The organism is Saccharothrix hoggarensis, assembly GCF_042678885.1.
In the GTDB taxonomy this organism is placed as follows: Bacteria; Actinomycetota; Actinomycetes; order Mycobacteriales; family Pseudonocardiaceae; genus Actinosynnema; species Actinosynnema hoggarensis.
In genome coordinates, this window is record NZ_JBHTLK010000045.1 from 1 (window position 1) to 26,334 (window position 26,334).

Annotated in this window: 17 protein-coding genes; 11 read left to right on the forward strand and 6 right to left on the reverse strand. The window is 70.3% G+C overall.

From position 1 onward, the window contains the following. The 6 genes from ACFQ3T_RS11410 to ACFQ3T_RS11435 all read left to right on the forward strand — a co-directional run. The coding region (locus ACFQ3T_RS11410; protein ID WP_380723124.1) for a substrate-binding domain-containing protein at positions 1-209 on the forward strand (209 nt) is incomplete at its 5' end. 671 nt (positions 210-880) lie between these two features. Continuing rightward, positions 881-2,242, forward strand: coding sequence for a family 43 glycosylhydrolase (locus ACFQ3T_RS11415; protein ID WP_380723126.1), 1,362 nt, complete (start codon positions 881-883; stop codon positions 2,240-2,242). Positions 2,243-2,442: 200 nt separating this feature from the next. Continuing rightward, positions 2,443-4,557 (forward strand): PQQ-dependent sugar dehydrogenase, encoded by a 2,115-nt coding sequence (locus ACFQ3T_RS11420; protein WP_380723128.1) that lies wholly within the window; start codon positions 2,443-2,445, stop codon positions 4,555-4,557. Between the two features lie 978 nt (positions 4,558-5,535). Next, positions 5,536-5,997: a sugar-binding domain-containing protein gene (locus tag ACFQ3T_RS11425; RefSeq protein WP_380723130.1), complete on the forward strand. Its 462-nt coding sequence runs from the start codon at positions 5,536-5,538 to the stop codon at positions 5,995-5,997. Next, entirely contained in the window at positions 5,978-6,316 is a 339-nt protein-coding gene (locus ACFQ3T_RS11430; RefSeq protein ID WP_380723132.1) for a hypothetical protein, read from the forward strand. Before ACFQ3T_RS11425 ends, ACFQ3T_RS11430 begins: the two co-directional genes overlap by 20 nt. A 42-nt stretch (positions 6,317-6,358) precedes the next feature. Further along, on the forward strand, positions 6,359-8,662 hold the full coding sequence (locus ACFQ3T_RS11435) for a rhamnogalacturonan lyase family protein (protein WP_380723134.1): 2,304 nt from the start codon (positions 6,359-6,361) through the stop codon (positions 8,660-8,662). 5 nt (positions 8,663-8,667) lie between these two features. On the opposite strand, the gene ACFQ3T_RS11440 is transcribed toward ACFQ3T_RS11435, so the two are convergent. Together ACFQ3T_RS11440 and ACFQ3T_RS11445 are read right to left on the reverse strand one after the other, a co-directional pair. Continuing rightward, positions 8,668-9,456: a sugar phosphate isomerase/epimerase family protein gene (locus ACFQ3T_RS11440; RefSeq protein WP_380723135.1), complete on the reverse strand. Its 789-nt coding sequence runs from the start codon at positions 9,454-9,456 to the stop codon at positions 8,668-8,670. Between the two features lie 39 nt (positions 9,457-9,495). Next, positions 9,496-10,509, reverse strand: coding sequence for a hydroxyacid dehydrogenase (locus tag ACFQ3T_RS11445; protein WP_380723137.1), 1,014 nt, complete (start codon positions 10,507-10,509; stop codon positions 9,496-9,498). 236 nt (positions 10,510-10,745) lie between these two features. Here ACFQ3T_RS11445 and ACFQ3T_RS11450 point away from each other — a divergent pair, with 236 nt between their 5' ends. From ACFQ3T_RS11450 to ACFQ3T_RS11460, 3 genes are read left to right on the forward strand one after another with little or no spacing between them, the layout of a single operon-like run. Further along, positions 10,746-11,735: an ABC transporter permease gene (locus ACFQ3T_RS11450; RefSeq protein ID WP_380723139.1), complete on the forward strand. Its 990-nt coding sequence runs from the start codon at positions 10,746-10,748 to the stop codon at positions 11,733-11,735. Then, positions 11,732-12,619, forward strand: a complete 888-nt coding sequence (locus ACFQ3T_RS11455) for a carbohydrate ABC transporter permease (RefSeq protein ID WP_380723141.1) — start codon at positions 11,732-11,734, stop codon at positions 12,617-12,619. The genes ACFQ3T_RS11450 and ACFQ3T_RS11455 overlap by 4 nt, the downstream gene beginning before the upstream one ends. 56 nt (positions 12,620-12,675) lie before the next feature. Then, positions 12,676-14,319, forward strand: a complete 1,644-nt coding sequence (locus ACFQ3T_RS11460) for an extracellular solute-binding protein (RefSeq protein ID WP_380723143.1) — start codon at positions 12,676-12,678, stop codon at positions 14,317-14,319. A gap of 11 nt (positions 14,320-14,330) precedes the next feature. On the opposite strand, the gene ACFQ3T_RS11465 is transcribed toward ACFQ3T_RS11460, so the two are convergent. Together ACFQ3T_RS11465 and ACFQ3T_RS11470 are read right to left on the reverse strand one after the other, a co-directional pair. After that, positions 14,331-16,217, reverse strand: a complete 1,887-nt coding sequence (locus ACFQ3T_RS11465; RefSeq protein ID WP_380723145.1) for a DUF2264 domain-containing protein — start codon at positions 16,215-16,217, stop codon at positions 14,331-14,333. A 22-nt stretch (positions 16,218-16,239) separates the two neighbouring features. Continuing rightward, on the reverse strand, positions 16,240-18,978 hold the full coding sequence (locus tag ACFQ3T_RS11470) for an exo-rhamnogalacturonan lyase family protein (RefSeq protein WP_380723147.1): 2,739 nt from the start codon (positions 18,976-18,978) through the stop codon (positions 16,240-16,242). 264 nt (positions 18,979-19,242) lie between these two features. Here ACFQ3T_RS11470 and ACFQ3T_RS11475 point away from each other — a divergent pair, with 264 nt between their 5' ends. Continuing rightward, positions 19,243-20,334 carry a LacI family DNA-binding transcriptional regulator gene (locus ACFQ3T_RS11475; protein ID WP_380723149.1) on the forward strand — a complete coding sequence of 364 codons (1,092 nt, stop codon included), beginning with the start codon at positions 19,243-19,245 and terminating at the stop codon, positions 20,332-20,334. Between the two features lie 229 nt (positions 20,335-20,563). On the opposite strand, the gene ACFQ3T_RS11480 is transcribed toward ACFQ3T_RS11475, so the two are convergent. Together ACFQ3T_RS11480 and ACFQ3T_RS11485 are read right to left on the reverse strand one after the other, a co-directional pair. Further along, positions 20,564-21,985, reverse strand: coding sequence for a family 43 glycosylhydrolase (locus ACFQ3T_RS11480; RefSeq protein ID WP_380723151.1), 1,422 nt, complete (start codon positions 21,983-21,985; stop codon positions 20,564-20,566). Positions 21,986-22,079: 94 nt separating this feature from the next. Beyond that, the gene (locus ACFQ3T_RS11485; RefSeq protein WP_380723153.1) at positions 22,080-24,665 is read right to left on the reverse strand and encodes an RICIN domain-containing protein; all 2,586 of its coding nucleotides are present in this window, start codon (positions 24,663-24,665) and stop codon (positions 22,080-22,082) included. A gap of 508 nt (positions 24,666-25,173) precedes the next feature. Here ACFQ3T_RS11485 and ACFQ3T_RS11490 point away from each other — a divergent pair. Continuing rightward, entirely contained in the window at positions 25,174-26,253 is a 1,080-nt protein-coding gene (locus ACFQ3T_RS11490) for a LacI family DNA-binding transcriptional regulator (protein WP_380723155.1), read from the forward strand. Positions 26,254-26,334 lie beyond the last annotated feature (81 nt).

The following is a 26,334-nucleotide window of genomic DNA, read 5'->3' on the forward strand; positions in this document are numbered from 1 at the left end:
AACCCGGCGTCACCGTCCTGCGCCAGGACGTCCCCGCCCTCGGCCGCAAAGCCGCGGAACTGATCTTCAACCGCATCCAGGGCGACCAGTCCCCACCCACGCACGCCGTCGTCCCCGCCACCTTTGTCCGCCGCGGGTCAGGTGAGATCCCACCGCCGTCCGGTCAGGACGGTCCTCACCCGAGCGTTCTCGCCCACCAACCACGATGAGTTCCAAGGGCATCCGAATCGATCCGCGCCGGTCGTGACCGGCCGGGTCGGACGTGACCGGCGGCCCCGCACGACCCCACTTCGCCTGTGAGCGCTAACAGATGAGGATCTTCAGTCGTCCGAAGCGTCGTCACCACCTGAGGCAAACCTCACGTTTCCTTCGAGCTGAGAACGGCATGTTGATCTCGCCGTCGATGTCGACCGTCCCTTCACGCCCGCCGCCACTGCCTGTTATCGCTAACATTTCCTGCGGACGGAGTATTGCCGCGTCCGGGGACCGGGGTTACGTTCGGGACGCCGCTCCTCCGCGCCCAGAACCCGGCCGGGGTTTGGAGCACGCTTGGACCAGCTCGCAAGGAGGCGAGGCATGGCTTTGCGCGCATCACGTAACCGGGTAGTGGCCGTCGAGCGGAACCGCCCGACGCGTCGAACCAGCAGAAAACCGGCGCGGGCTGTCGAATAGCCCTTCTCCCACCGAGTTCTGTCCCGGCACGGACCGGCGTGCGACGTCGAGCGCGTGCTCCCTGCGCGGGCGGAAGTCCGATCCGGACAGCTGCCGCGCCTCGATCACACGTACGTCGAATCCGCAGTGCCGACCACACCCCTGCAAGTCTGCTCATGGACCTGAGGTCGTGCAGCGACAACAGGTCCTGGTTGCCAACGGAGGCACCATGTCGACCGCTCGATCCCGGCTCACCGGAGCCGTCCTGCTCATAGCCGCGCTGCTGACCACGTTGGTCAGCGCGCCCACGGCGTCGGCCGTCATCGGTCCACCCCTCGTCGGCGCCGGGTCCGGTCGCTGCCTGGACGTGGTGGGCAACAACGCCACCCCGGGCACGGAAGTGGGGATCTGGGACTGCAACGGGCAGGCGAACCAGGGCTGGGAGTTCACCGCCGCGGGCGAGATGCGGACGTTCGACGGCACCCGGTGCCTGGACGCCTACAACTTCGGCACCGCGCCGGGAACCCGGCTGGTGAGCTGGAACTGCACCGGCGCGGCGAACCAGAAGTTCCGGCGCAACGGCGACGGCACCATCATCGCCACCCAGTCCAACCTGTGCCTGGACGTGCTCAACCACGGCACCGCCAACGGCACGCGGGTGATCCTGTGGAGCTGCACCGGTGCGCCCAACCAGCGCTGGTCCACCGGACGGTCTGCCTACCCCAACCCCGGCTACGTCACCGGTGACATCGGCGTGCACGACCCGACCATCCTCAAGCGCCCGACCGGTGGTTACCTGGTGGCGGCCACCGGCGACGGCATCGCGCTGAAGACCTCCGCGGACCGGATCACGTTCCGCAACGCCGGCGCGGCGTTCCCCGGCGGCACGCCGTGGGCCAACACCTACACCAACAACAGCCGGCACCTGTGGGCGCCGGACATCTCCTACCGCAACGGCCAGTACTGGATGTACTACTCGGCCTCGACGTTCGGCTCCAACCGCTCGGCGATCTTCCTGGCGACCAGCCCCAGCGGCAACTCCGGCACCTGGACCCACCGCGGCCTGGTGGTCGAGTCGCGCACCAGCGACAACTTCAACGCCATCGACCCGAACCTGGTCGTGGACGACCAGGGCCGCTGGTGGCTGAACTTCGGCTCGTTCTGGTCCGGCATCAAGCTCATCCCGCTCGACCCCGCCACCGGCCTGCGGCAGGGCACCACGATGACCGGCATCGCCTACAACGGCGCGATCGAGGCGCCGTTCATCGTCAAGCGCGGCGCCTACTACTACCAGTACGTGTCGTTCGACTTCTGCTGCCGCGGCGCCCAGAGCACCTATCGCGTCATGGTGGGCCGCTCCACCAGTGTTGGCGGCCCTTACGTGGACCGCAACGGCCGGGCGATGACCTCCGGCGGCGGCACGGAGATCCTGGCCGGGCACGGCAGCATCCACGGCCCCGGTCACCAGGCCGTGCTCGCCGACACCGACGGCGACTTCCTGGTCTACCACTACTACGCCGACAACGGCGCGGCACTGCTGGGCATCAACCGCCTGGTCTACGACGCCGCCGGCTGGCCGTCCGTCGTCTGATCACCCGGCCCCGTGACGGGTCGCAACGGCAGTCACTCACGGCCCGCTGAGGTCAATCCCCAGCGGGCCCTGGGTGGCGGTGGCACGGTCCTCACCGTCATGACGTCCCCCTTCACCCTTGGAGCTTTCCTGTGTCCTTTTCGCTGAGCCGACGTGCTCTGCCGCCGCGCGAACCAGCTCCGCCTCCCGAGAGGAACACCATGCGAGTGCCCTTCGTGAAGAGGAAGAGCACCGCCCGGCGCTCGCGACTGCGAGCCGCGTGGGTGGTGCCGCTGGCGATAGCGGGCATCGTGGTCCCGGTTCCGGCCGCTTCGGCGGCCGTGGTGGACACCAACGCCTCGTACGTCCTGGTCAACCGCAACAGCGGCAAGGCGCTGGACGTGTACAACCTCGCCACGAACGACGGCGCGCGGATCTCGCAGTACACCCGCAACGACGGCGCGTGGCAGCAGTGGCAGTTCGTCGACTCCGGCGGTGGTTACTACCGGCTCAAGTCCCGGCACAGCGGCAAGGTGTTGGACTTCCCGTCCACCGCCGACCGGGCCGGGCTCATCCAGTGGAGCGACCACAACGGGACCAACCAGCAGTTCCGCCTGGCCGACTCCGCCGGCGGGTTCGTGCGCCTGCTCAACCGCGCCAGCGGCAAGGCGGTCGACGTGCTCGACTTCTCCACCGCCGACGGCGCCCAGCTCATCCAGTGGCCCGACACCGGCGGGGCGAACCAGCAGTGGCAGCTCGTGAAGCTCGGCGCCGACACCACGTCGCCGACCGCGCCCGCCAACCCCCGGACCTCGAACCTCACCTGCTCTTCGGTGACGTTGTCGTGGTCGGCGTCCACCGATGACGTCGGGGTGGCGTTCTACGACATCTACCACGACGGGCAGCAGATGACCTCGGTGCCCGGATCGAGCCTGTCGGCGAACCTGACCGTCGTGCCAGGCGCCACCTGGGGCCTGTACGTCAACGCCCGCGACGCCGCGGGCAACGTCTCCCAGGCCAGTCCCACCGTGACCATCACCGTGCCGCAGTGCCAGGCTGACACGCAGCCGCCCACCACGCCCACGGGCGTGACCGCCACCGCCGCCGGCACCACGGTCACCCTCCGCTGGTCGCCCTCCACCGACAACGTCGGTGTCACGGGCTACGAGATCGTGCGGGGCGGCGTCCAGGTCGGCTCGGTCACCGGCGCGGCGACCGGCTCGTTCACCGACAGCGGCCTGACCGCGAACACCCGCTACGAGTACCAGGTGCGGGCACGCGACGCCCAGGGCAACCGGTCGGGGTTGAGCGCACCGGTCGCGGTGACCACCGGCTCCGCCTGCGCCACCGCCATCTGCGCCGTCACGGTGGCCGCCACCGACACCGACCTGCCGTGGGGTCTGACCTCCCTGCCCGACGGTCAGGTTCTCTACAGCCGCCGCGACGCCTTCGACATCGTCCGCCTCAACCCGGCCACGGGCGCGAAGACGAGCATCGGCCGAGTGCCCAACGCGGCCGGCACCGACGGAGAGGGCGGCGTCATGGGCATCGCCGTCGCGCCGGACTTCGCCGCGGATCCGTGGGTGTACGTCATGCACACCAGCCCCACCGACAACCGGGTGGTGCGCCTGCGCTACACCGGCGGAGTGCTCACCGGAGCCCCGCAGGTGCTGCTCGCCGGCATCCCGCGCAACAAGTACCACAACGGCGGCCGGCTGCGCTTCGGCCCGGACGGCAAGCTCTACGTCGCCACCGGCGACGGCCAGAACGGCACCTGGGCACAGGACCGCACCAACCTCGCCGGCAAGGTCCTGCGCATCAACCCCGACGGCACCGTCCCCGCCGACAACCCCTTCGGCAACGCCGTGTGGAGCTACGGCCACCGCAACCCCCAAGGGCTCGCCTTCGACTCCCAGGGCCGGCTGTGGGAACAGGAGTTCGGCAACAGCGTCATGGACGAGACCAACCTGATCGTCCGGGGCGGCAACTACGGCTGGCCCCGCTGCGAAGGCACCTCCGGCAGCTGCGCCGAACCGGGCTTCATCGCACCCAAGCGCACCTACCCGACGGCCGAGGGGTCGTGCAGCGGCATCGCCATCGTCCGTGACGCGCTCTACATCGCCTGCCTTCGCGGGGCGCGGATGTACCGGGCCGAGATCAGCGGCAGCGAGCTCGTCAACGTGCAACAACACCTCAACGGCACCTACGGGCGGCTGCGCGCGGTCGAACCGTCGGCCGACGGCGGCCTGTGGCTGACCACCAGCAACCTCGGGGACAAGGACAGCGTCCCCAACAACAGCAACGAGCGCGTCCTCAAAGTCACCCTCGGACGGTGAACCGGGCCGCGGGGCGGGGCCACCTGCCCCGCCCCGCGGCATGATCCCGGCGGACGGACGTTCCACATCACCTCCGGCACCGCAGGCGGCGACTGTCCGCCTGTACCAGGTGCGCCTCAACGTGGATCTCGGCGAACTGCACGACGCCGGGCATGAGCGTCGGGCGAGCCGCGCGATGTAACCGTTTACCGTTGGTGACAGTACAAGCGTCGATCCAGCCAGCTCAACTGGTTGACTGGACCGAGTAAGCGCTTTATGTTTGTCGAAGCTGCTACAACCGGACACCCCGCCAACGACGACGGGAAACCGACGTGATGACATGACCAGCTCGACCGACAGGCGCCCGGAGCACCCTTCGCCCGCCTGTCGCGTGACGGATGCCTGCCTCCGACGCTCGCGACCGGTCACCGACCCTGCGCGCGGCAAGCCGAGGGCATGGTTCGAGCGCACGGCGGCGAGCGATCCAGCGCACCCTGGCGATCGCTGACATCGCCTCGGTATCCACTCCACAGGCTGTCGATGACGAAGCAGTCGCACTACGGCTCGCTGGGAGCGCTCCCAGGCCGAGCCAGTGGCGAGCTTCACCGATCCTGTCCGCAAGGAGGCGACACAGGAACCTGCGGTACTCCCACAATCGCGTCATATCGGCGCGACGCAAGACCGGTGAAGCAACTACCGCTCCGGTCTCTGATCTCCGAAGCAGGCCGAACCCCATGCCGGCACTCGCCGGCTGTGTGACCTGCCGGGCTGCCTGATGTTTGCGCAAACATAGTGCGGCCTGGACAAGGCAAATCGCGCTCACAGGGTCCGAATAGAGCCCGTAGAGGTGTCTCCTCGCGGCGGCTCGGTCCACATCGGACGTGTTGGCCGGCGGTTGGCACCTGGCGACACCGCGGTTGAAGGTCGCCTGACTGCTCGGCGCCACGGCGCTCCGCCGCCATCCACTGCCACACCAACGATTCCAGGGGAATGGATCACATGGACAACACCGTGGAGCACGTGCCCGGCGGGGTGAGTCGCCGAGCCGTGCTGGCAGGTATGGGCGCGGCGGTGGCCGCTGCTTCGGGCGTGCTGGGAACCGTGGCCGAGGCGTCGGCGGCCACGCCGTCGAGCCGGACGGTGTACAACATGAACCCGTTCTGGCGGTTCGCCCAGCGGGACGTGCCGAACGCGCAGTCGCCGTCGTTGGACGACTCGGCCTGGACCAAGGTGAGCGTGCCGCGCACGTACAACGACGTGGACGCGTTCGACAACCACATCACCAGCTCGGGTGAGTCCGCGGTGGCCATGCAGATCACCTGGTACCGCAAGCGTTTCACGTTGCCCGCCGAGCAGGTGGGGTCGAAGGTGCTGATCGAGTTCGAGGGTGTCCGCCAGGCCGCGACGGTCTACGTCAACGGCCCACACGGCGCCGGGCGGGATGCTCGCCGACGGCAGTGACATCGCGTTCTTCGACGTCGAAGCCGTCGACGCCCAGGGGCGGCGGATGCCCACCCACCTGGCCAGGGTCGACTTCGCCCTCACCGGCCCCGGCCAGTTCCTCGGCGGCTTCAACCCCGGCAAGCCCGGCAGCGTCCGCAAGCCCTACGTGGACACCGAAGCGGGCATCAACCGGGTGTTCGTCCGGGCCACCCGCACCGCCGGAACGCTCACCCTCCGCGCCACCTGCAACGGCCTGGGCGCGGCCACCGCCACCGTCACGTCCAGTCCGATCACGCTGCCCGGCGGGCTCACCACCCGGATGCCGACCGGGTACTGACACCCGCCCCGCGAACAGGTCCCACCACCGAGAGGAAGCTCCGTGATCCACCCGAACCCGGTGCGCCGGCGATGGCGTGCCACCGTGCTGGCGACCGCCTTGGTCGTCGTCGCAGGCGTCGTCACGGCGGTCGCCTCGACGCCGGCCGCCGCCGCGACCATCGACACCAACGCCTGGTACCAGCTCGTCTCGCGGCACAGCGGCAAGGCGATCGACGTGTGCGAGCAGTCCACCGCCGACCGCGCCTGCGTCCAGCAGTGGACGCCGCTCTCCCAGGCCAACCAGCAGTTCCAGTTCGTCTCCTCGGGCGGCGGCTACTACCGGCTCAAGGCCCGCCACTCCGGCAAGGTGATCGACGTGCTGGACTGGTCCACCGCCGACGGCGCCCAGCTGGTCCAGTGGCCCGACACCGGCGCCGCCAACCAGCAGTGGCAGGTGCTGGACACCGACAGCGGCCACGTCAAGCTGGTCAACCGGCACAGCGGCAAGGCGATGGACGTGTGGGAGCGGTCCACCGCCGATGGTGGCCGCATCTCGCAGTACACCGACAACGGCGGGGTCAACCAGCAGTGGCGGATGGTCAAGGCCGACGACGGGACCACCCCGCCCGGTGAGGGTCGCAAGATGGAGAGCCTGGGCCGCGGCGTGGTCGCCGTGCGGTCCGGCAGCAGCCAGGTGCTGGTCAGCTGGCGGCTGCTGGGTCTCGACCCGGCCGGGATCGGGTTCAACGTCTACCGCTCCACCGGCGGCGGCGCGGAGGTCAAGCTCAACCCGTCCGTGCTGACCGGCGGCACGAACTACGTCGACTCCACCGCGAACCTCTCGCAGGCCAACAGCTACCGCGTCCGCCCGGTGGTGGGCGGTGTCGAGCAGGCGCCCAGCGGCGCGTTCACGCTGCGCGCCAACGCCGCGACCGAGCCGGTGGTCCGCGTGCCGCTGCGCGCGGGCGGCGCGGTCAAGTTCCTCTGGGTCGGCGACCTGGACGGTGACGGCGAGTACGACTACGTGCTGGACCGGCAGACCTCGCCGCAGAAGATCGAGGCCTACCGCCGTGACGGCCGGTTCCTCTGGCAGGTCGACATGGGCCCCAACAGCACCAACCAGAACAACATCGAGGGCGGCTCCTCGACCATCAACGTCGGGCACAACGACGGCGTCACCGTCCAGGACCTCGACAGCGACGGCCGCGCCGAGGTCGCCGTGCGCATCGCCAACGGCGTCACCTTCGGCAACGGCGTCAGGTTCAGCGACAGCGACAACAACCGCCAGCACATCGCCATCCTCGACGGCATGACCGGCGCGCCCCGCGCCACCGCCCCCGTGCCGACCGACTACCTCGCCGACGGCCCGATGTACGCCCGCTTCGGCGTCGGCTACCTCGACGGCGTCAACCCCAGCCTGGTCGCGTTCATGAAGAACCGCATCGGCGACGGCGACTTCAACCTCATGTTCGCCGCCTGGCGGTTCACCGGCAGCGCGTTGACGATGCAGTGGAAGTTCCTGCGCGGCAACCAGGACCTGCCCGACGGCCACAACACCCGCATCATCGACGTGGACGGCGACGGCCGCGACGAGATCGCCGAGATCGGGTTCGTGCTCAACGGCGACGGCCGCCTGCGCTACTCCCTCGGACCGCAGGGCGTCATCCACGGCGACCGCTTCCACATCACCGACATGGACCCCAGCCGCCCCGGCCTGGAGGGCTACGGCGTCCAGCAGAACAACCCCAGCGGCCTGCGCGAGTACTACTACAACGCCGCCAACGGCAGCATCATCTGGCGGCACACCGGCTCAGGTGTCGTGGACGTGGGCCGCGGCATGGTCGGCGACGTCGACCCCCGCCACCCCGGCATGGAGGTCTGGTCCTTCGACGGCCTCTACAACGCGCCCACCAACCGGCTCACCCAGTCCGACTCGTCGCTGCAGCCCTGGCCGCAGCTCGGCCTGTACTGGGACGGCGACACCACCATGGAACTGCTCAACGACGGCAAGTTCGAGAAGTGGGACCCGAACAACCCCACTACCACCAGCAGGGTCCCCCGCCTGCTCACCACCGGTAACTACGGCGCGGTCGACGCCGCCCAGGGCAACTCCCCCGTCCTCCAGGGCGACATCCACGGCGACTGGCGCGAAGAAGTCCTCTACACCAACGCCGCCTTCAACGAGCTGATCATCTTCACCACCGACCGGCCCAGCAACACCAGGCTCTACACGCTGGCCCACAACCCCGCCTACCGCAACGCCATGACCCTCAAGGGCTACATCCAGTCCCACCACGTCGACTACTTCATCGGCGCGGGCATGGCCACCCCACCCCGACCGAACATCACCTACCAGCCCAGGTAGACGTGTCAGTCACGGGGACGCCACGTCTCGAACCAGGTCCCGGCGGCGCTGAGCGCCGCCGGGACCTCGGGGATGCCGAGGTACCACGCACGTTCCCACTCCAGGGAGATCCAGCCCGACCACGATCGCAGCGACTCCCCGCACTCCTCCAGCGGCACCGCACCCTCACCCGGCGGCACCGGTGTGGGCTCGCCCGCCGCCACGTCCTTGACCTGGAAGTAGCCGAGGCTCTCGCCCAGCACCTGCCTGGTCCGGGCAGGCCGCTCCCCCGCCCGCCACGGGTGCACCGCGTCCCACAGCACGGCGACCAGCTCCGGGTCCTCGAACGGCTCGACCAGCCGCAACGCCTCCTCGCCGGTCGGGTGGGAGTCATGGGTCTCGACCAGCAGCCGGACACCGCTGTCGCGCAGGTCGGGCAGGACCGCGCCGATCCGGTCCAACGCCGGACCGACCTCACCGGCCGCCCCGCCGGGGAACACCCGCACCGCGGGAGCGCCGAGCCCGGACGCCAGGGCGACGAGGTCGCGCAGCTCGGTGACCACCGGCTCGTCCGGGCCTGGCGCGCAGACCTTGGCGTAGCCGGCCAGGCAGGCGACCTCCAACCCCGCGTCCTCGACCTGTGCGCGCAGGTCGGCCGTTCGCGAGGGTGGCAGGCCGAGGCGCACTTCCTCGTCCGGATGAACTCGGATCTCCAGGCCGTGGCAGCCGTGCTCCGCCGCCACCCGCGCGCTGTCCCGCACCGGAGTGCCCGGCATGCCGAGCGTGCTCACCGCGAACCGCCACGTCACGGTCACACCACCTCTATTCGTTCGGACGGACGGGCTCCCACGGTCTCAAGCGATGTACGGGAGGCGCGCGGGCTCCACCTGTCCGAGCAGCGGTGCGCCCTTGAGGTACCGGTCCACTTCCGCGACCGCGAACTCGCCCAGCCGGCGCAGCTCGCGGCCCTGCGCGCCGGCCAGGTGCGGGGTGATCAGGACGTTGGGCAGGGCGAACAGGGGGTGCCCCGGTGGCAGTGGCTCCGGTTCGGTGACGTCGAGGATGGCGGAGACCGCGCCGGTCCGGCACACCCGCGTCAGCGCCTCGGTGTCGACCAGCGAGCCGCGGGCCGTGTTGATCACGACCGCACCCGCGGGCAGCAGGTCCAGGCGGCGGCCGTCGAGGAGGTGGCGGGTCTCGGGAAGGGCCGGGGCGTGCACGGTGACGAGGTCGCTGCGGCGGCACAGGTCGTCCATGCCCACGCGCTCCGCGCCGAGGCTCGCGGCCTCGGCGGCGGTCACGTACGGGTCGTAGAGCAACACCTCGACGTCGAACGACCGCAACCGGTCCAGCACGAGCCGCCCGATCCTGGAGGCGCCGACGACCCCGACGGTGCAGTCGTGCAGTCCCGTGCCGTCCCCGGACAGCCAGTCGCGGGGCGCGCCCTCGACGGCGGTGGCGTACCGCTCGGCGCGGCTGAACGCCTGCTTCGCGCCCAGGACCAGCATGGCCATGGTGTAGTCGGCCACCGGGACCGCGTTGACCCCGGCTGCGGAGGACACGATGACGCCGCGTTCGAAGACGACGGGGTCCAGTCGGTTCTTCACGGTGCCGGCGGCGTGGACGACGACGCGCAACCTCGGCGCGGCGACCAGTACGTCGAGGTCGATGAACGGGCCGCCCCACCCGGTGATCAGCACGTCGGCCTCGGCCAGGACCGTCGCGGCGTCCGGGTCCCGGAACGAGGTGAAGGTCGTGTCCGGGTCGATGTCGACCAGGTGCCGCAACCGGGTGATGAGGTCGGCAGGGAAGACGTCGCGGCGGGCCCACGAGGCGAGGGCGAAGACCGCGACGGGTCGCCGTGGCACAGTGCTGACTCCTCTCGACAGATCTACGAAAGCTTGTGTAAACGGTTACCTTCCGACGCCACTCTAGAGGCCCGCGTTCTTCGTAGACAACGATGTCGGTCGAAGGAATCCCCGATTCAGAAGCCATACGGTCCGGTACCTGGTACCGAACGGTTGTTGACGTTGGTATGTAAGCGGTTTACTTTGTGACCATTCCGTTTCGGTTCGGCACCGCGAGAGAGGCGTTCGCTGTGAGCATGACGCGGGTCCGCGGTGGCGCCGGCAGGAGCGGTCCTCCGACCGACGAGGCACGCGACCACGCCCGGAAGAGCCGGTCGCGCCCAGGCCACCTGCGCCGCATCCTGGCCAACCGGGTGCTGTTGGCCGTCGCGGCGCCGGGTCTGGCGTACTTCCTGGTCTTCCACTACGGCGCGCTGTTCGGCAACGTGCTCGCGTTCCAGGAGTACGTGCCGTTCCTCGGCGTCGGGGGCAGCCGGTGGGTCGGCCTGGCGCACTTCGAGCGCATGTTCGGCGATCCGGCCTTCTGGAACGCCGTGAGGAACACCGTGGTCATCGCGGTGCTGCAGCTGGTGTTCTTCTTCCCCGCGCCGCTGGCGCTCGCACTGCTGCTCAACAGCATCGTGGGTGACACCATCCGGCGGTTCGTGCAGAGCGTGGTCTACCTGCCGCACTTCCTGTCGTGGGTGATCGTGATCGCGCTGTTCCAGCAGATGCTGGGCGGCGCGGGCGTGGTCAACGGGTGGCTGTCCACCCTGGGCGTGGGCGGCATCTCGGTCATCGGCAACCCCGACGCCTACGGGCCGCTGGTGGTCGCGCAGCTGGTCTGGAAGGAGTGCGGCTGGGCCACGATCATCTTCCTGGCCGCGCTGTCGCAGGTGGACGAGCAGCAGTACGAGGCGGCGGCGCTGGACGGCGCGGGCTGGTGGCGTCGGCTGTGGCACGTGACGCTGCCCGCGATCCGGCCGGTGATCGTGCTGCTGCTGGTGCTGCGGCTGGGCGAGTTCCTGTCCATCGGGTTCGAGCAGTTCTTCCTCCAGCGCCAGTCGGTGGGCCCCGAGACGGGCGAGGTGCTGGAGACGTTCGTCTACTACACCGGCTTCGCGAACGGCGACTTCGGCTACGCCGCCGCGGTCGGGTTGTTCAAGGGCGTGATCGGCGTGGTGCTCATCTACACCGCCAACAAGGTCGCGCACCGACTGGGCGAGCAAGGGGTGTACAAGGCATGAGCAGAGCACTCGCGCCGGCCTGGATGGGCCGTCCCTCCCCCGCCGTGCGCGTCGCCAAGGCGGTCGCGCTGACCGTGGTGGTCGCCCTGGTGGTCTTCCCGCTGTGGACGGTCCTGGCGACCAGCCTGGCCCGCCCGCAGGACGTCATCGCCAACGGCGGCTGGGTGGTCTGGCCGGAGGAGTTCTCGTTAGACGCGTACTCCGAGATCCTCCGAGGCGGGATCATCACCCGCGCGCTGCTGGTCAGCGCGGGCGTGACGGTCGTCGGCACGGCGTTGAGCCTGGTGTGCACCATCGGCCTGGCCTACACGCTGAGCAGGCCGAAGGTGTACGGCGGCAAGCCGATGCTGCTGCTGGTGCTGTTCACCTTCCTGTTCCCGCCGGGGATGGTGCCGCTGTTCCTGGTCGTGCAGGGCACCGGGCTGTTCGACTCCTACGCCGCGCTGGTCCTGCCCTTCCTGATCAACGTGTTCAACCTGGTCGTGATGCGCGGGTTCTTCCAGTCGATCCCGCCGGAGCTGATCGACGCCGCCCGCATTGACGGCGCGGGCGAGCTGGGCATCCTGCGCCAGGTCGTGCTGCCGCTGTCCAAAGCGGTCATCGCGGTGATCGGCCTGTTCTACGCCGTCGCCTACTGGAACCGGTTCTTCGAGGCGATCATCTACTTCAACGACCAGACCAAGTGGCCGATCGGCACCGTGCTGCGCCAGTACGTCACCGGTGGCGCCTCCCTCGCGGAGACCTCGGGGGAACTGGCCACCGCCTCGCCCCAGTCGGTGCAGATGGCCGTCGTCATGCTCGCGACGCTGCCCATCGTGTGCGTGTACCCCTTCGTGCAGCGCTACTTCGTCAAGGGTGTCGTCACCGGAGCCGTGAAGGCCTGACCTGCCCCACCGCCCACCACTTTCCTTTCGGCGCCGCGCCGGGAGAGGAACTCGACATGGATCACCGCATCGACCGCCGTTCCCTGCTGCGGCTGGCGGGAGTCGGCGCGCTCGGCCTGGCCGTCCCGTCCCTCCTCACGGCGTGCGGTTCGGGCTCGTCGGGTGGCGGCGTCTCCAACGCCGGCAAGGACCTGGCCCCGTGGCCGACGTACGTGCCGTTCGCCGGCCCGACCCCGGACGCCCCCGGTGACGACTCCGGTGTGCAGCCGCTGTTCCTGAAGTACCCCGAGAAGGTCGTGCGGTCGGTGCACAACCCGGTCGGTGACGGCTCCGACGTCACGGTGATGGTCGTGTCCTACGGCGCGCCGCCCAAGCCGGTCGCCGAGAACCGGTACTGGCAGGCGGTGAACCAGGCGCTCGGCGTCAACCTGAAGGTCATCGTCGTGCCCGATCCCGAGTACGGGCAGAAGATGGCCACCCTGATGGCGTCCGGCGGCGACCTGCCGGACGTGATCATGTTCTCGAACCTGGCGCTGCCGCACGCGGCCGAGTTCGTCCAGGCCCAGTGCGCGGACCTGTCGGAGTTCGTCGGCGGTGACGCGATCAAGGAGTTCCCGAACCTGGCCAACATCCCCACCTACGCCTGGAAGGGCATGGGCCGCATCGGCGGCAAGCTCCACGGCATCCCGCTCGAACGCCCCATGCCCGCCAACAGCCTGTTCGTCAACCGGTCGGCGATGGACGCGGCGGGCATCCCGAAGGACTGGACGACCGAGCAGTACCTCGACGCGATGAAGCAGCTCACCGGCGACCGCAAGTGGGGCGTCGGCTGGTTCAAGACCCTGTTCGGCGGGCTGGGCGGCATCACCTACCACGCCGGTTCGCTCGGCGCGCCCAACACGTGGTCGGAGGGCGGCGGCGCGTTCACGTCCGCCCTGACCACGCCGCAGTTCGAGCAGGCCCTGGAGGTCATGCGCAAGCTGGTCGAGGCGGGCGCCCACTACCCGGACAGCCTCACCACCAGCTCCACCGACATGCAGAGCCACTTCCACAACGGCACGGTCGCCTCGATGAACGACGGCTTCGGCTCGGTCAGCCTGGCGACGATGAAGAAGATCAACGGCCGGTTCGCCCTCGACCTCGGCCGTCCGTACGGCCCGCAGGCCACCCCGTGGCAGGGTTCGGGCAGCTTCGGCTACGTCACGTTCAAGAAGGCCGAACCCGCCCGCATCAAGCTGCTCCTGCGCATCTGCGACTACCTCAGCGCCCCGTTCGGCACCACCGAGTACGAACTGGCCAACTACGGCGTCGAAGGTCAGCACTTCACCAAGGACGCCGACGGCATCAAGACCACCGACCTGTACAACCAGGAGAACAACTCCCTGCTGCCGACCAAGTACATCGGCACCGCGCCCGCCGTGCTCTACCTGCCCGGCTACCCGGACACGGCCAAGGCCGTGCACGACTGGCAGAAGGCGACCCTGCCCCGCAGCGTGCGCAACCCCGCCACCGGGCTCCGCTCCGCCACCGAGGCGAGCAAGGGCGCGCAGCTCTCGCAGATCATCGGCGACGGGATCGCGGCGGTCACGTTCGGCCGCAAGCCGCTGTCGGCCTGGAAGGACGTCGTCGCCCAGTGGCAGCAGGCCGGCGGCGACCAGGTCGCCGAGGACCTGGCCAAGGAGCACGCGGCGAACCGGTGAACCGGGGCGTTTCAGGGGCGCCGCCGCCCCTGGAACGCCCATTCGCACGTCGGCACACCGTCCAGTCGGACCGTCGCCACCTGCGCATCCGGCAGGTCCAGGACGACCACGTCGTCCCGGGCCCGCACGCCGACCGCGGGCGGCTCGTCCACCATCACGCCGAGCTGCACGAGGCTGACGTAGATCGCGGTTCCCCCGCCGTGGTCGTCGGCGATCGCGTACGGCGTGGCCGAGCAGGAGCCGAAGGCATTGGCGCCCTCGGCCGTCAGCACCCCCGCACCGGTGTAGCCGTGCAGGGCGCGCACGGCGCTGGTCAACCCGTCCGGACGCCGGGCCAGCGCCACGTCACCGCCTTCACGCACGGCCGGCTGGACCGGCGCGGCCACCGCGTGCCCGCCGTCCCGGATGACGTGCCCGGCCGGAGCCGTGACCTGGTGGACCCTGATCTCCGCCGCGCCGTGGACGACCGACACCGTCAGCACGTGCACGGCGCCGTCCCGGTAGGCCGAGGCGGCGAACCGATCGCCCACCGCCAGGGGTTCGATGCGCCGACGCGCGGAGGCCGTGCCGTCGGGTGCGATGACGGCGAGGTGGTTGTCCACCCCCGACGCCGCGCCGCCGGACTCCGGCCCGGTGTGGCTGGTGTAGGCGAACTTGAGGTAGTGCAGGTCCGGCACGCCGTCCGGGGGCGGGACGCGGTCGCGGTCGCTGCCGTGGTTGACCAGCCGCACCACGCCGTCCGAGCGGGTGGCGTGCAGCAGCCAGCCGGGTGCGGGCAGGGACACCGCCTGGTCCGCCACGTCCACCGGGGCCGGCTCCTCGGGGTCGGTCCAGGTCGGGTCGTCGGGCGGCACCAGCAGGCCCAGGAACGCCTTGCTCGCCCAGTACGGCGACGCCGGACCCGAGTAGTCCTGGACGGTCGGCAGGAACGGCTCGTACCAGCCCAGGGTGAGCAGCCCCCGTTCGTCGGGCACGCCGTGCTCGGCGAAGTGGCGCAGCACCCCACTGGCGATGCGCCGGGTCCGACCGGGCGGCAGGGGGGAGGCGCCGGTCAGCGCGCCGAGCCACAACGGCGCCACGGTGGCGAACCGGTAGGTCAGGGACCGCCCCTGGTGCACCGGCCCGCCGTCGGCGGCGAAGAAGTGCTGGTACTGCTCCAGAAACCGGCGCAGCCGTGACGCGTACAGCTCCTGGCGGGCGGTGTCGCCGGCCATCCTCGCCCACAGCGCCGGGTACAGGTGCATCGCCCAGCCGCAGTAGTAGTCGAAGTTCTTGCCCTTGCCGTCGGAGTACCAGCCGTCGCCGACGTACCAGTCCTCGATGCGCGCCAGGCCGCCGGCGATCTCGTCCGGCTCGTGCGGCCCGCCCACCTGCGCCAGGAACTGCTCCACGACGACTCGGAACAGCACCCAGTTGTTGTCCGGCGTGCGCTTGCCGACGAACCCGGCCAGCCACGCCACCACCCGCTCCTGCTCGGTCGGTGACAGGCGGTCGAACAGCCACGGTCGCGTCTCGTGCAGGGCCAGCGCCACCGAGGCCGCCTCCACGAGCTGCTGGGACATGTCGGCCAGGGCGGGCCACGCGTACGGGTGCGCCGGATCGGTCCCGGCGACCACGCCCGCGGCATAGCGCTCCAGGAGCGTGGGCGGCACGTCACCGCCCGCGCCCGCGATCCGGAACGCGGCGAGCAGGAACGTCCGGGCGAAACCCTCCAGCCCGTCGCTGCGCTCCCCCGCCCGGCTCGGCCTGCCGGGCAGGCGGTACTGGGCGAAGTCGGCCGTCGCGTACGGCTCCACGGCCGCCAGCAGGTGGTCCGCGACCGCCTCCCAGTGCGCCCGGGTCCAGCCGGTGCGCGGGGACCGTCGCGGGTCGGGCGGTGGCAACGGGAGGTGCTGCACCGTGAAGATCCTTCCGGAAGGGTCACGCGGGGAGGTGGTCCCCCACCAGGGCCAGGCACTGGATGGCCGCCAGGCCGTACTGGGAACTGGCGTTGGTGGAGACGAAGGTGGCCTCGTCGACCGGCTTGAGCACGGCCGGGCCCTCCACCCGCACCGACGTGAACTCGCGGTTCGCCGGGTAGCCGGCGTGGCCGGTGTCGAACTCCTTCCACGCGCGTGCGGCCAGGGCGGTGTCGCCGAGCTTGGCGGCGGCGTAGGCGGTGAGCCGGGAGTGGGCCTGGCGCAGGTTGAGGCTGCCCCACGACTGGCCGGTCTCGGCCTGCTGCTCGGCGGCGGTGCCGTTGTAGAGGCGGCAGTACTGCAGCCACGCCCTCGTGAACGCCTCGTCGCCGGTCAGGTCGACCAGCTCGCTGCACACCTCGACCAGCCCGAACACCGACCCCAGCGAGCCGACGCTCACCGCGGGCTGGGCGGGCGCGAACTCGCCGTTGTCCAGGTCGTAGAGGCCGCTGCCCTGCGCGAACCCGTTGGGCATCGCGGCGATGGTCCGCATGCCGTTGAGCAGCTTCTCGCGGGCGATCGGGTCTCCGCCGCGCTCCCACTCGGTCAGCCACGCCATCGCGAGGCCGCTCCAGTCCGTGCCAGTGCCCACGGCCAGCGCGTGCGGGTCCGGCTCGTACGGCCCGGTGCGGATCTTGCGCAGGGGGTCCAGCGCCAGGAACGTCTTGTCCGAGTCGACCAGGTCGCGCATGAGGTCGCCGGTGCGCTCGTCGGCGGTGAGGAAGTAGTGGATGCGCCGGTAGCCCGCGGTGCTGATGCGCAGTTGCTTGGCGCTGTCGGCCCAGTGCTGCACACCGTGGCGCGTGCCCAGGTCCTGCCACTTGCCCAGGTGGTAGACGTCGACCTCGCCGGTGTGCCGCGTCATCGCCTCGGCGAAGCGGAACGCCTCGGCCTTGCCGGTGCGCAGGTAGTGGTACCACAGCCACAAATCCGGTGACAGCTCGGAGTTCGCCCACGCGTAGCCGCCGACGTCGTAGCGCCACACGTGCCGGTCCGGGTCGTAGCTGTGCATGATGTCGCCGTAGTCCCAGAACCCGTACCAGGACCGCTGCTCCACCTGCCCCCGGTGGAACTCGAACAGGAAGTCCAGCCGGTCCTCGATCCGCGCCTTCGCCGGCGTCGAGCGGTCGACCGGTGACCAGTCACCGAACACCCCGGCCGCGTGCAGGTGCGCCGGCGGCGCGACGACCAGCGGTGGCGTCCGGACCGCCTGGGCCAGACCCGCCACCCGGTCCGCCGCCGGTGTGGCGTCCAGCGCCCAGAACACCAGCTCGGTCGTGCGCGCGATGCCGTACGGGGCGCCGAAACCCGGCTCGTAGTCCTCGTAGGTGATCTCCAGGCCCTCCAGCTGCTCCGGGTAGGTGTCCTGGCCCATGCCGTCGTGGTAGAAGCGCAGGTCCATCGGCCCGGCGTCGGGCGACCACAACCACACCGTCACCTCGGCGGCGTCCCCGGCCGCGCCCCGGATGTCGAGCTGGGTCGGGTGCAGCTGCCAGAAGTCGCGCATGCCGAACGCGAACCCGCCGCTCGGACCGCCCACGTAGCCGAGACCGCCCGCCCGACCCGCCGAGTCGACCGGGACCCAGCCGTGGCCCGCCTTGGTGCGCTTGCGGATCTGGAAGCCGTCGGCGGACAGCTGGCGCAGCGAGTAGTCCCCGAAGGTGGGGATGAGGTGCAACCGGGAACTGACCCGGGTGTCCCAGGTCGCGGTGGGCGGGGTGGCCTGCCCGGCCACCTGCGCCCGGCGGACCGCCGCACCGGGGTCGCGGCGCAGGCCGGTGATACCGCGCACCGCCTCGGACAGCACGCCGTCGCCCGACCCGGCGAAGCGCACGTGCCGGTTGTGCGGCTCGTCGCGCATCGGCACCTCGAACCGGATGCCCAGGCCGCGGATGAAGTCCTTCTTCTCGTCGCCGTCGTACACGAACGTGTGCACGGCGCGGATGCCGTCGCTGCCGGCGTAGAAGTACAGCCGCACGGTGAACGGCAACCACGTGCGATTGCCGTGCCGGTGCCCTCCCTCGACCCGGACCACCGCGCGGACTGGGCCGGACTGCTCGACCGTCACCTTCTCCACGCGGCCGGTGAACCGCTCCGGCTTCGCCGCGCCGCCCTCGTCGTCACCCGGCTCGTCCTGCCGCAGGCACACCAGCCTGCCGTTGCGGGCGAGCTCGCGGTCACCCCGGAACAGGGCGCGCACCAGCTGGTCGCCCTTCTTCGGGATGACGCACCGGACGACTCCGGTGGAGACTTCCACCTCGTTGCGGCCGTCCTCGACCGTCACGGCCGTCGTCGGCGCGGCAGGCGTCCCCGCCGCGAGCACGTAGTGCTCGGCGGGCGGCACGTCGGCGCCGATCGCGTGCGCGGTCCACTTCAGCGAACCGTCCGGCCAGTACGCGGTCGCCCACGACTGCACCGGCACCTGCCGCCCCGCGGCGGTCCGCAGCGCGAACGCCTGATCTGCCGGCACCGCGCCTTTGGGCCACGGAACACCCCACGTGCAGCCGGCGGCCAACTGTCCCGGCACGCCACCTTCCAACCACCTGAGCTGGACGCCGTCCCCGGGCAGGCCGCTCACCTGAACTGCCCGCGTGCCGGCAGCGGGTTCGGCACGTGCCCGACCCACCGGGTGGACGAGCTGTCCGGCCGCGCCGGCCGCCGCCGCGCCGAGTAGGAGGTTGCGTCGGGAGATCATCGACATGAGGGCTCCACGAGGTGAAAGTCGCGATGGCGAGACGACGGGTGTTTAACCGTTTACAAGGGCTCGATCGCAGCATCTACAGGGGTTCGTGTCAATAGTCACGCGCCTCAGCGGGGATGCGGTTACTGTCGTCTGAGCAGTGGGCATTCGACCTGGGGAGCGCCCGCTCCCACTGCACTACCCATGTGATTTGACAGGGCGACAACCAGCCGGAAGCATCGGTGTAAGCGGTTTACCACGGGGTTTCAGCGGCAAGGGGGCGACATGGTCCGGCGCGCGGCGGCCGACAACGGAGGGCCGCGGCCCACGACGATCCGCGACGTGGCCGCGCACGCGGGCGTTTCCGTCGCCACGGTGTCGCGCATCCTCTCCGGCACCTACCCCAGCGCGCCGGCCACCCGCACCAAAGTCATGCGGGCCGTCCGCGAGCTCGACTACGTGGCCAACGCCAACGCCCGCGGGCTGGCCGGTGCGAGCAGCCGCAGCGTCGCCATCGTCGTCAACTCGGTCATCTCGCCCCACTACGCCCACGTCGCCCAAGGCGTGCAGACCCAGGCCGCCGTCGAGGGCAAGCTGTGCATCGTCGGCACCACCGGCGGCGACCCGGAACGCGAGCTCGCCACGATCCAGCTCATGCGCGAGGAGCACGCCGAGTGCGTGATCCTCGTCGGCAACGTCGTGGCCGACGACGCCTACCGCGAGCGCATGGCGGACTACGCCCGCGCGCTGGGCCTGGCCGGTTCGCAGCTGGTCCTGTGCGGACGCCCGCCGCTGGGCCCCGACGTGCCCGCCCTCGTCGTGGAGTACGACAACATCGGCGGCGCCCACGCCATCACCAGCCACCTGCTGTCGGCGGGACACCGCCGCATCCTGTTCCTGGGCCGCCGTGACGGCTACAGCACGCCGGAGAGCCGCATCGCCGGCTACCGCAAGGCCTTGGCCGACTACCGCGTCCCCCAAGACCCCGGCCTGGAGGTCGAGGGCACGATGGAGCGCAGCGAGGGCTATCGGATGATCCGCGAACGGCTCGCCGCCGGACCACCCGACTTCACCGCCGTCTTCGCCGGCAACGACCTCATCGCCGCCGGCGCCCGCCAGGCGCTGCGCGAGCACGGCCTGCGGGTCCCCGACGACATCTCACTGGTGGGCTTCGACGACCTGCCCCCGTCCGCCGACATCGACCTCACCACCGTCCACGTGCCACACGAGGAACTGGGCCGCACCGCCGTGCGCATGGCCCTCGAACGCGTGCGGGCCAAGTCCCAGACGGCCGAGCACGTCATGCTGGGCACCCACATCGTCATCCGCGACTCGGTCCGCTCCCTCATCCACGCCACTTCTCCAGCCGATCAGTAGAGGCGTGTCGAGCGGAGTGCCAGAGGGTGTGACCAACTGTGGTCACCTCACCAACCGCTCGATCGCCAACTACCGGGCCTGCAGTGCTCAGTGAGCAGCGTGCCGGACCACGCAAACGCCCGCACGGACCGCAGGTGCTCCCCACCTCGCGCCGAGGGTGGGGAGCACCTGGTCACGCGGGTTGCAGGCCGGTGCTCGTGGTCAGGCGCGTTCGCCGGTCAGGTGGTCGTCAGCCGACGATCCACTGCTGGTTGGCCGCGCCGGTGCAGGTCCACTGGCGCACTTCGGCGCCGGGGGCGGTGCCGAAGTTGTAGTTGTCCAGGCACAGGCCGCTGTGCCGGTTGACCAGCGTGGTGGCGCCGTTGGTGGTCGTCATCCGCCACTGCTGGACCGGCAGGCCGTTGCAGGTCCACTGCTGCACGACCGAACCGGGGGCGGTGGCGAAGTCCTTGTTGTCCAGGCAGAGGCCGCTGTGGCCGTTGGCGACGGTGTAGTAGCCGTCACCGACCGGGGTCAGGTACCAGTCCTGCACCGGCACGTTCGCGCAGGTCCACTGCCGCACCTCCGCGCCCGGCGTGGTGACCCAGTTGTAGTCGTCCAGGCACAGGTTGCTGTGCTGGTTGCGCAGGTGCGCCCGCGTGGTCGTGTTCACCTCGCCCGAGGGGCCGGCCAGGACGGTGGAGGTGGAGACGGGCACGCCCAGGTTGGGGGTGCCGTCGGCGTTCCAGGAGATCTTCTGCACCCGCGTGGTGCGGGTGGTGCCGCAGCCCTGGGAGGCCGAGGCGTTGGCGTGGTAGGCGATCCAGGTCTCCGTGCCGTCCGGCGAGGTGAAGAACGAGTGGTGGCCGGGGCCGAACACGCCGTTGGCGTCGTTGCGCTGGAAGATCGGGTTCGAGAACTTCGACCAGGACGACGCCGACAGCGGGTTCCCGCCGCGGTACTCCAGCATGCCGAGCTTGTAGTTGGGGCCGTTGCAGTGGCTGGCCGAGTAGGTCAGGAACGTCCGGCCGCCCCGCTGCAACGCGAACGACCCCTCGTTGACCGCGCCGTCCTGCCGCTCCCACGCCAGGGTCGGGGCGGAGATCCGGGTTCCGAAGGCGGAGACGGTGTAGGGGTTGGACATCGGCGCGATGTAGAGCGACTGCAACCCGTCGGAGTGGAACGCCGAGAAGTGGAAGTACAGGGCGCCGTTGAGCTTGAGCACCGCGCCGTCGATCGCCCACCCGTTGTTGGGCATCAGGTTCAGGATGCCCCGGTAGGTGTAGGGGCCGGCCGGGTCGTTTCCGGCGCTCTCCAGCACGTGGGTACGGCGCGGGGCACCGGCCAGCTCGACGGAGTAGTACAGGTACCAGCGGTTGTTGATCTGCTCCAGGTGCGGCGCCCACATCACCGTGCCGCTGGAGCGGAACACCAGCTGCTCCGGCGCGCTGCGCAAGCCGGCGATGGTGGAGGACCGGCGCATGACGATGTCGGAGGTCCACGTCGTGGCGACGTAGTAGTAGTTGCCGTTGAACTGCACCAACGTCGGGTCCGCGCTGTTGGGCGCGGGCACGACCGGGTTGGTGAACGACGGACCAGGCGCGGCTACGGCCTGGGGCTGGCTGATCGGGCTCAGGATGAGCCCGGCGACGACGGCGGCGACGAACGACATCGCCCGCCAGACCGTTCCTCGACGTTGAGCGAACAGCACAATCACTCCTCAGGGGATTTACGTGGAACAGGGGATCGGGGGCCGCGGCGCGGCTCTAGGCGACGCTCCAGTCCTGCGGGGCGAGGCCGTTGCAGGTCCACTGCCGGACTTCGGAACCGGGGGCGGTGCCCCAGTTGTAGTTGTCCAGGCACAGGCCGCTGTGCCGGTTGACCAGGGTCGTCGTGCCGTTGGTGGTGGTCATTCGCCACTGCTGGACCGGCAGGCCGTTGCAGGTCCACTGCTGCACCACCGAACCGGGCGCGGTGGCGAAGTCCTTGTTGTCCAGGCACAGGCCGCTGTGGCCGTTGCGGACCTCGTAGTAGCCGTCACCGACCGGGGTCAGGGTCCAGTCCTGGACGGGCAGGTCGTTGCAGGTCCACTGCCGCACCTCGGCACCCGGTGTGGTGACGGCGTTGTAGTCGTCCAGGCACAGGTCGCTGTGCCGGTTGCGGATCTGCTTCGGGCCGGCGGGCGGGTTGCCGGTCAGCACGTCGATGTCCATGTTGCCGTAGGTGTCCTGCAACATCGCCAGCGATTCGGCGTGCGCCACGGAGTTCCACGGCAGCCAGAGGTTGACCCCGCCGTAGCGCAGGTCGGCCAGGCCGATGGCCTCCTCCAGCAGGCCGTCCCGGCCGTATCCCAGCGGGTTGCCGGGGTACTGGGTGGTCAACTTGGTGTTGTTGGCCAGCAACCGCGCCTGTTGCAGGTAGTGGCCGTCGTTGGTGGCGCGGTAGAGCCGGTAGTAGTCGAACAGCATCCCCGACTGCCAGGTGTCCATCGCCGAGTGCCCGGTCGCGATGATGCTCTGGCCCCGCACCCCGTACTTCGCGTAGGCAGGGCGGCTGGAGGCCACCGAGTAGTTCCAGGCGAACTGCCAGGTCTCGGCGAAGTCCGCGGCCCGCTGCGCCGCCTGCAACCACCGCTGGTCCCGGGTGTGGTCGTAGGCCGACAGGAACGCCCGCAACGCCAGGCTCGCGGCCTCCTTGTCGGTCACGTTCGGGTTGTCCGGCGTGCCACCGACGTAGGCCGAGGGCAGGTGCACGGTCTGCCACGCGAACTCCGCCGCGCGCAGCGCCGCCGTGCGGTACCGGGTGTCGCCGGTGTAGGCGGTCAGCTCCATCAGGAACGGGATCGCGTTGTGCGTGTTGTACTTGGCCTGGTTGTCCGGCGCGGTGCCCGCCAGGTTGTAGGACCGGTAGTACGACCCGTCCGCGTTCTGGTTCGCCACCAGCCAATCACCGAACCGCCGCGCGTAGGACTCCCACGACGCGACCGGCGTGCCGCGGGCACGCATGAACCGCGCCGCCTTGAGGATGCCCTCCATGCCGTCGGTGGCGATGCGCAGGTAGGTCGGGTAGAAACTCCGCCACCCCGGCGGGTTCACGTCGTACCACGTCCTGGGCAGACCCGACGGCGCCGACGAGTTCGCCGCCCAGAAGTCCAGGACCTGCCGTCCCTTGGTGACGTGATCCGGGCGGTTGTTGACGTATCCGTCGCGCAGCATCAGGTAGGCCGCCGGGATCTGCTGGCCGACGAACCCCATCTGGTAGCTGACCTCGCGCACGGTGCCGTCCATCCACACGCTGAACGGCAACCCCGGCGCCCCACCCCAGTTCCCCTGGTACGACGCCAGCACGTCCACCGACGACCGGTAGACCTGTTCGATCGGCACCTTCGTGATCTCGGGGTTGGCCATGTCCCAGTGGTAGCGCCACGAATCCCGCACCGCCGCGCCGAAGTCCGCGGTCCGGTGCGCGCGGAAGCGGAACTGGTAGCTCTGGGTGTAGCCGGCCGTCACCGGGTTGCTGCGCCGCACCCACGCCGCGCCGCGGTTGACGTAGTTCTTCTCCCCCTCCATGCCGGGGTACACGATCGCCAGCTTGCTCGACGGCACCCGCTGCGCGCCCAGCGCGGCGTGCGTGATCCCACCGTTGACCAACCAGGCCCCGCTGCCCTCGTCCACCGGTGACACCGCACGCGGGTTCTGGTGGGCCAGGCTCACGTCCAAGCCGCTGCCCGGGTCGTGCATCATCACGAACGGCAACGGCATCCGCATCTCGCGGAAGTACAGGTAGTTGTCGTTCAGGTTGCTGCCCAACGCCCCCGCCGGCACGGTCCGGTTGCGGTCGTACATCACGCCGGGCGCGAGGAACTGGTAGTCCTGCAACGGACGCGGAGCCGTCGCACCGATCGTGAAGCGGGAGTTGAAGCCCTGGTCGGCGACGTTGGCCGTCACCACGGTCACCGTCCGGGTCACGCCGAACCCACCGCCCGGCGCGGCCTCGTAGCTGTCCCGGAACCGGAACACGCTGCCGTTGCGGCTGCGCACGTCACCGGTGCCGACCAGCCGCGTGCCCTCCAGCACGACCGAGGCGTACTGCCCGTTGACGTCGGCGGGTGTCTCACCGTTCTTCACGACCACCTGCATCGGCTGCTGCTCGGCCAGCACCGACGCACCACTGGTCACGTCGCGCACCACCACCGACTGGCTCGTCGGACCGGTGGTGAGGACCAGCTCGTGGTTCCCGGAACGCAACGAGCCGGACGCGGCCTGCGCGCCGGTACCGGTCACCGGCAGCAGCACCGCGACGGTCGCCAGGGCCAAGGCCGCCGCGAGTAAGCCCCTTCTCCTGCGGATCATGGTTGAACCCTTCTGCGTTGGAGGGCGTGGTCGAGCTCCGGACGGGTCGGCACTTCGTCCGGTGTGGCAGCGCGATCACCGAGGCGGCATCGAGTGGTCGCGGGGCGGGGTATCGACGGCTTCGCGAGACAACCGCCAGGTGTTCACTGGCCGGTCGGTCCGGACGACCGGCACCCAGGCGGGTGGTCCCACGTGGTGACTCACGTCACGGCGGCGATGTTAACGCTAACAGATCGGAATGAGCAACCCAAGGGGTGTCTAAAACGAAGATCCACTCCGGACGCCCTTCTGTACGAGCGATTGATGTTATCGCTAACATTGCTTAACACGGCCGACTACCAGCGCGAATCCACGCTCCATCCACCTTCGCCGGCGAAGCGCTCAAGGGCTTCACGCGCTGCGGCACACCCTCCACGGTGAGGCCAACGAGTCCTGGCTCTTGACTTCCCGGCATGACTACGTAGACAGTGGCGTGACTACGTAGACACACGGGCGCAACGGAGAGTTCATGTCGCACCTGGAGACGCTTCCGAGCGGTCGTGGGCGCCGCCCTGGCGGTACCGACGTCGCACGGCTGGCCGGTGTCTCGCAGAAGACGGTCTCGCGGGTGTTCAACAACGAGCCGAACGTCACCGAGGACACCCGGCACCGGGTGCTGGCCGCGGCCCGACGGCTGGGGTACCGGCCGAACGGCGCCGCGCGTGCCCTGCTCACCGGGCGGACGAACCGGATCGGCGTGGTGTCGCACGGCACGGCGCACTTCGGGCCGTCGTCGTTGCTGGTGGCGTTGGAACGAGCGGCACGCGAGGTCGCCTACTCGTTGAGCATCGTCAACTCGTTCGAGGACGACCCGGCCGGCCTGGCGGGCGCCGTGGACAGCCTGCTCGTGCAGGGGGTCGACGCGATCATCCTGTCCGAGCCGGTGGACGACGGCGGCGAGCCGCTGGTCGTGGACGTGCCGGTGCTGGCCCTCGGCGCCGCGCCGGTGGTCCACGCGCCCACGGTGCTGTCGGTGCGCGCGGCCGAGGGTGGTGACGCGGCGGCGGAGGCGACGAGGCACCTGCTCGCGCTGGGGCACCGGACGGTGCACCACATCGCGGGGCCGCGGCGTTGGTGGGCGGCCCGTGAACGGGCACAGCACTGGCGGGACGCGCTGGTCGCCGCGGGCGCGGAGGTGCCGGAGCCCGTGGAGGGTGACTGGACCGCCCGGGACGGCTACCGGATCGGCCGGGTGCTGGCCGACGACCCCGGCGTGACGGCGGTCTTCGCGGCGAACGACGAGATGGCGATCGGTGCGATGCACGCGTTGCACGAGGCGGGCCGGTCGGTGCCCGGTGAGGTGAGCGTGGTGGGTTTCGACGACATCCCGGTCGCCGCGCACACCTGGCCGCCGCTGACGACGGTCAGCTCGGACAACGCCGTGCTGGCCGCCACCGGGCTGACCTACCTCGTCGACTTCCTCGACTCGCCGGACACCCCGCCGGCGCCACCGCCGGAGCACGTGCACGAGCTCGTCGTCCGGGAGTCGACGGCGCCACCGCCCGCCGGAAGGAGGACCACCGCACGCCGCGCACGCCGGCAGGCGTGAACACCCGGAGCACTGAGTGCCGGCCGCACCCCCGACCCACGGCTGCGAACCGCGGTCGGACGGATGCGGCCGGCGAAGAAG

What these genes read in the sequence shown, in the direction of transcription:
- ACFQ3T_RS11485 (WP_380723153.1), bottom strand. Translation starts at nt 24,665, where the DNA reads ATGATCCGCAGGAGAAGGGGCTTACTCGCGGCGGCCTTGGCCCTGGCG.
- ACFQ3T_RS11455 (WP_380723141.1), top strand. Translation starts at nt 11,732, where the DNA reads ATGAGCAGAGCACTCGCGCCGGCCTGGATGGGCCGTCCCTCCCCCGCC.
- ACFQ3T_RS11460 (WP_380723143.1), top strand. Translation starts at nt 12,676, where the DNA reads ATGGATCACCGCATCGACCGCCGTTCCCTGCTGCGGCTGGCGGGAGTC.
- ACFQ3T_RS11450 (WP_380723139.1), top strand. Translation starts at nt 10,746, where the DNA reads ATGACGCGGGTCCGCGGTGGCGCCGGCAGGAGCGGTCCTCCGACCGAC.
- ACFQ3T_RS11475 (WP_380723149.1), top strand. Translation starts at nt 19,243, where the DNA reads ATGGTCCGGCGCGCGGCGGCCGACAACGGAGGGCCGCGGCCCACGACG.
- ACFQ3T_RS11430 (WP_380723132.1), top strand. Translation starts at nt 5,978, where the DNA reads ATGCTCGCCGACGGCAGTGACATCGCGTTCTTCGACGTCGAAGCCGTC.
- ACFQ3T_RS11415 (WP_380723126.1), top strand. Translation starts at nt 881, where the DNA reads ATGTCGACCGCTCGATCCCGGCTCACCGGAGCCGTCCTGCTCATAGCC.
- ACFQ3T_RS11490 (WP_380723155.1), top strand. Translation starts at nt 25,174, where the DNA reads ATGTCGCACCTGGAGACGCTTCCGAGCGGTCGTGGGCGCCGCCCTGGC.
- ACFQ3T_RS11470 (WP_380723147.1), bottom strand. Translation starts at nt 18,978, where the DNA reads ATGTCGATGATCTCCCGACGCAACCTCCTACTCGGCGCGGCGGCGGCC.
- ACFQ3T_RS11425 (WP_380723130.1), top strand. Translation starts at nt 5,536, where the DNA reads ATGGACAACACCGTGGAGCACGTGCCCGGCGGGGTGAGTCGCCGAGCC.
- ACFQ3T_RS11420 (WP_380723128.1), top strand. Translation starts at nt 2,443, where the DNA reads ATGCGAGTGCCCTTCGTGAAGAGGAAGAGCACCGCCCGGCGCTCGCGA.
- ACFQ3T_RS11480 (WP_380723151.1), bottom strand. Translation starts at nt 21,985, where the DNA reads ATGTCGTTCGTCGCCGCCGTCGTCGCCGGGCTCATCCTGAGCCCGATC.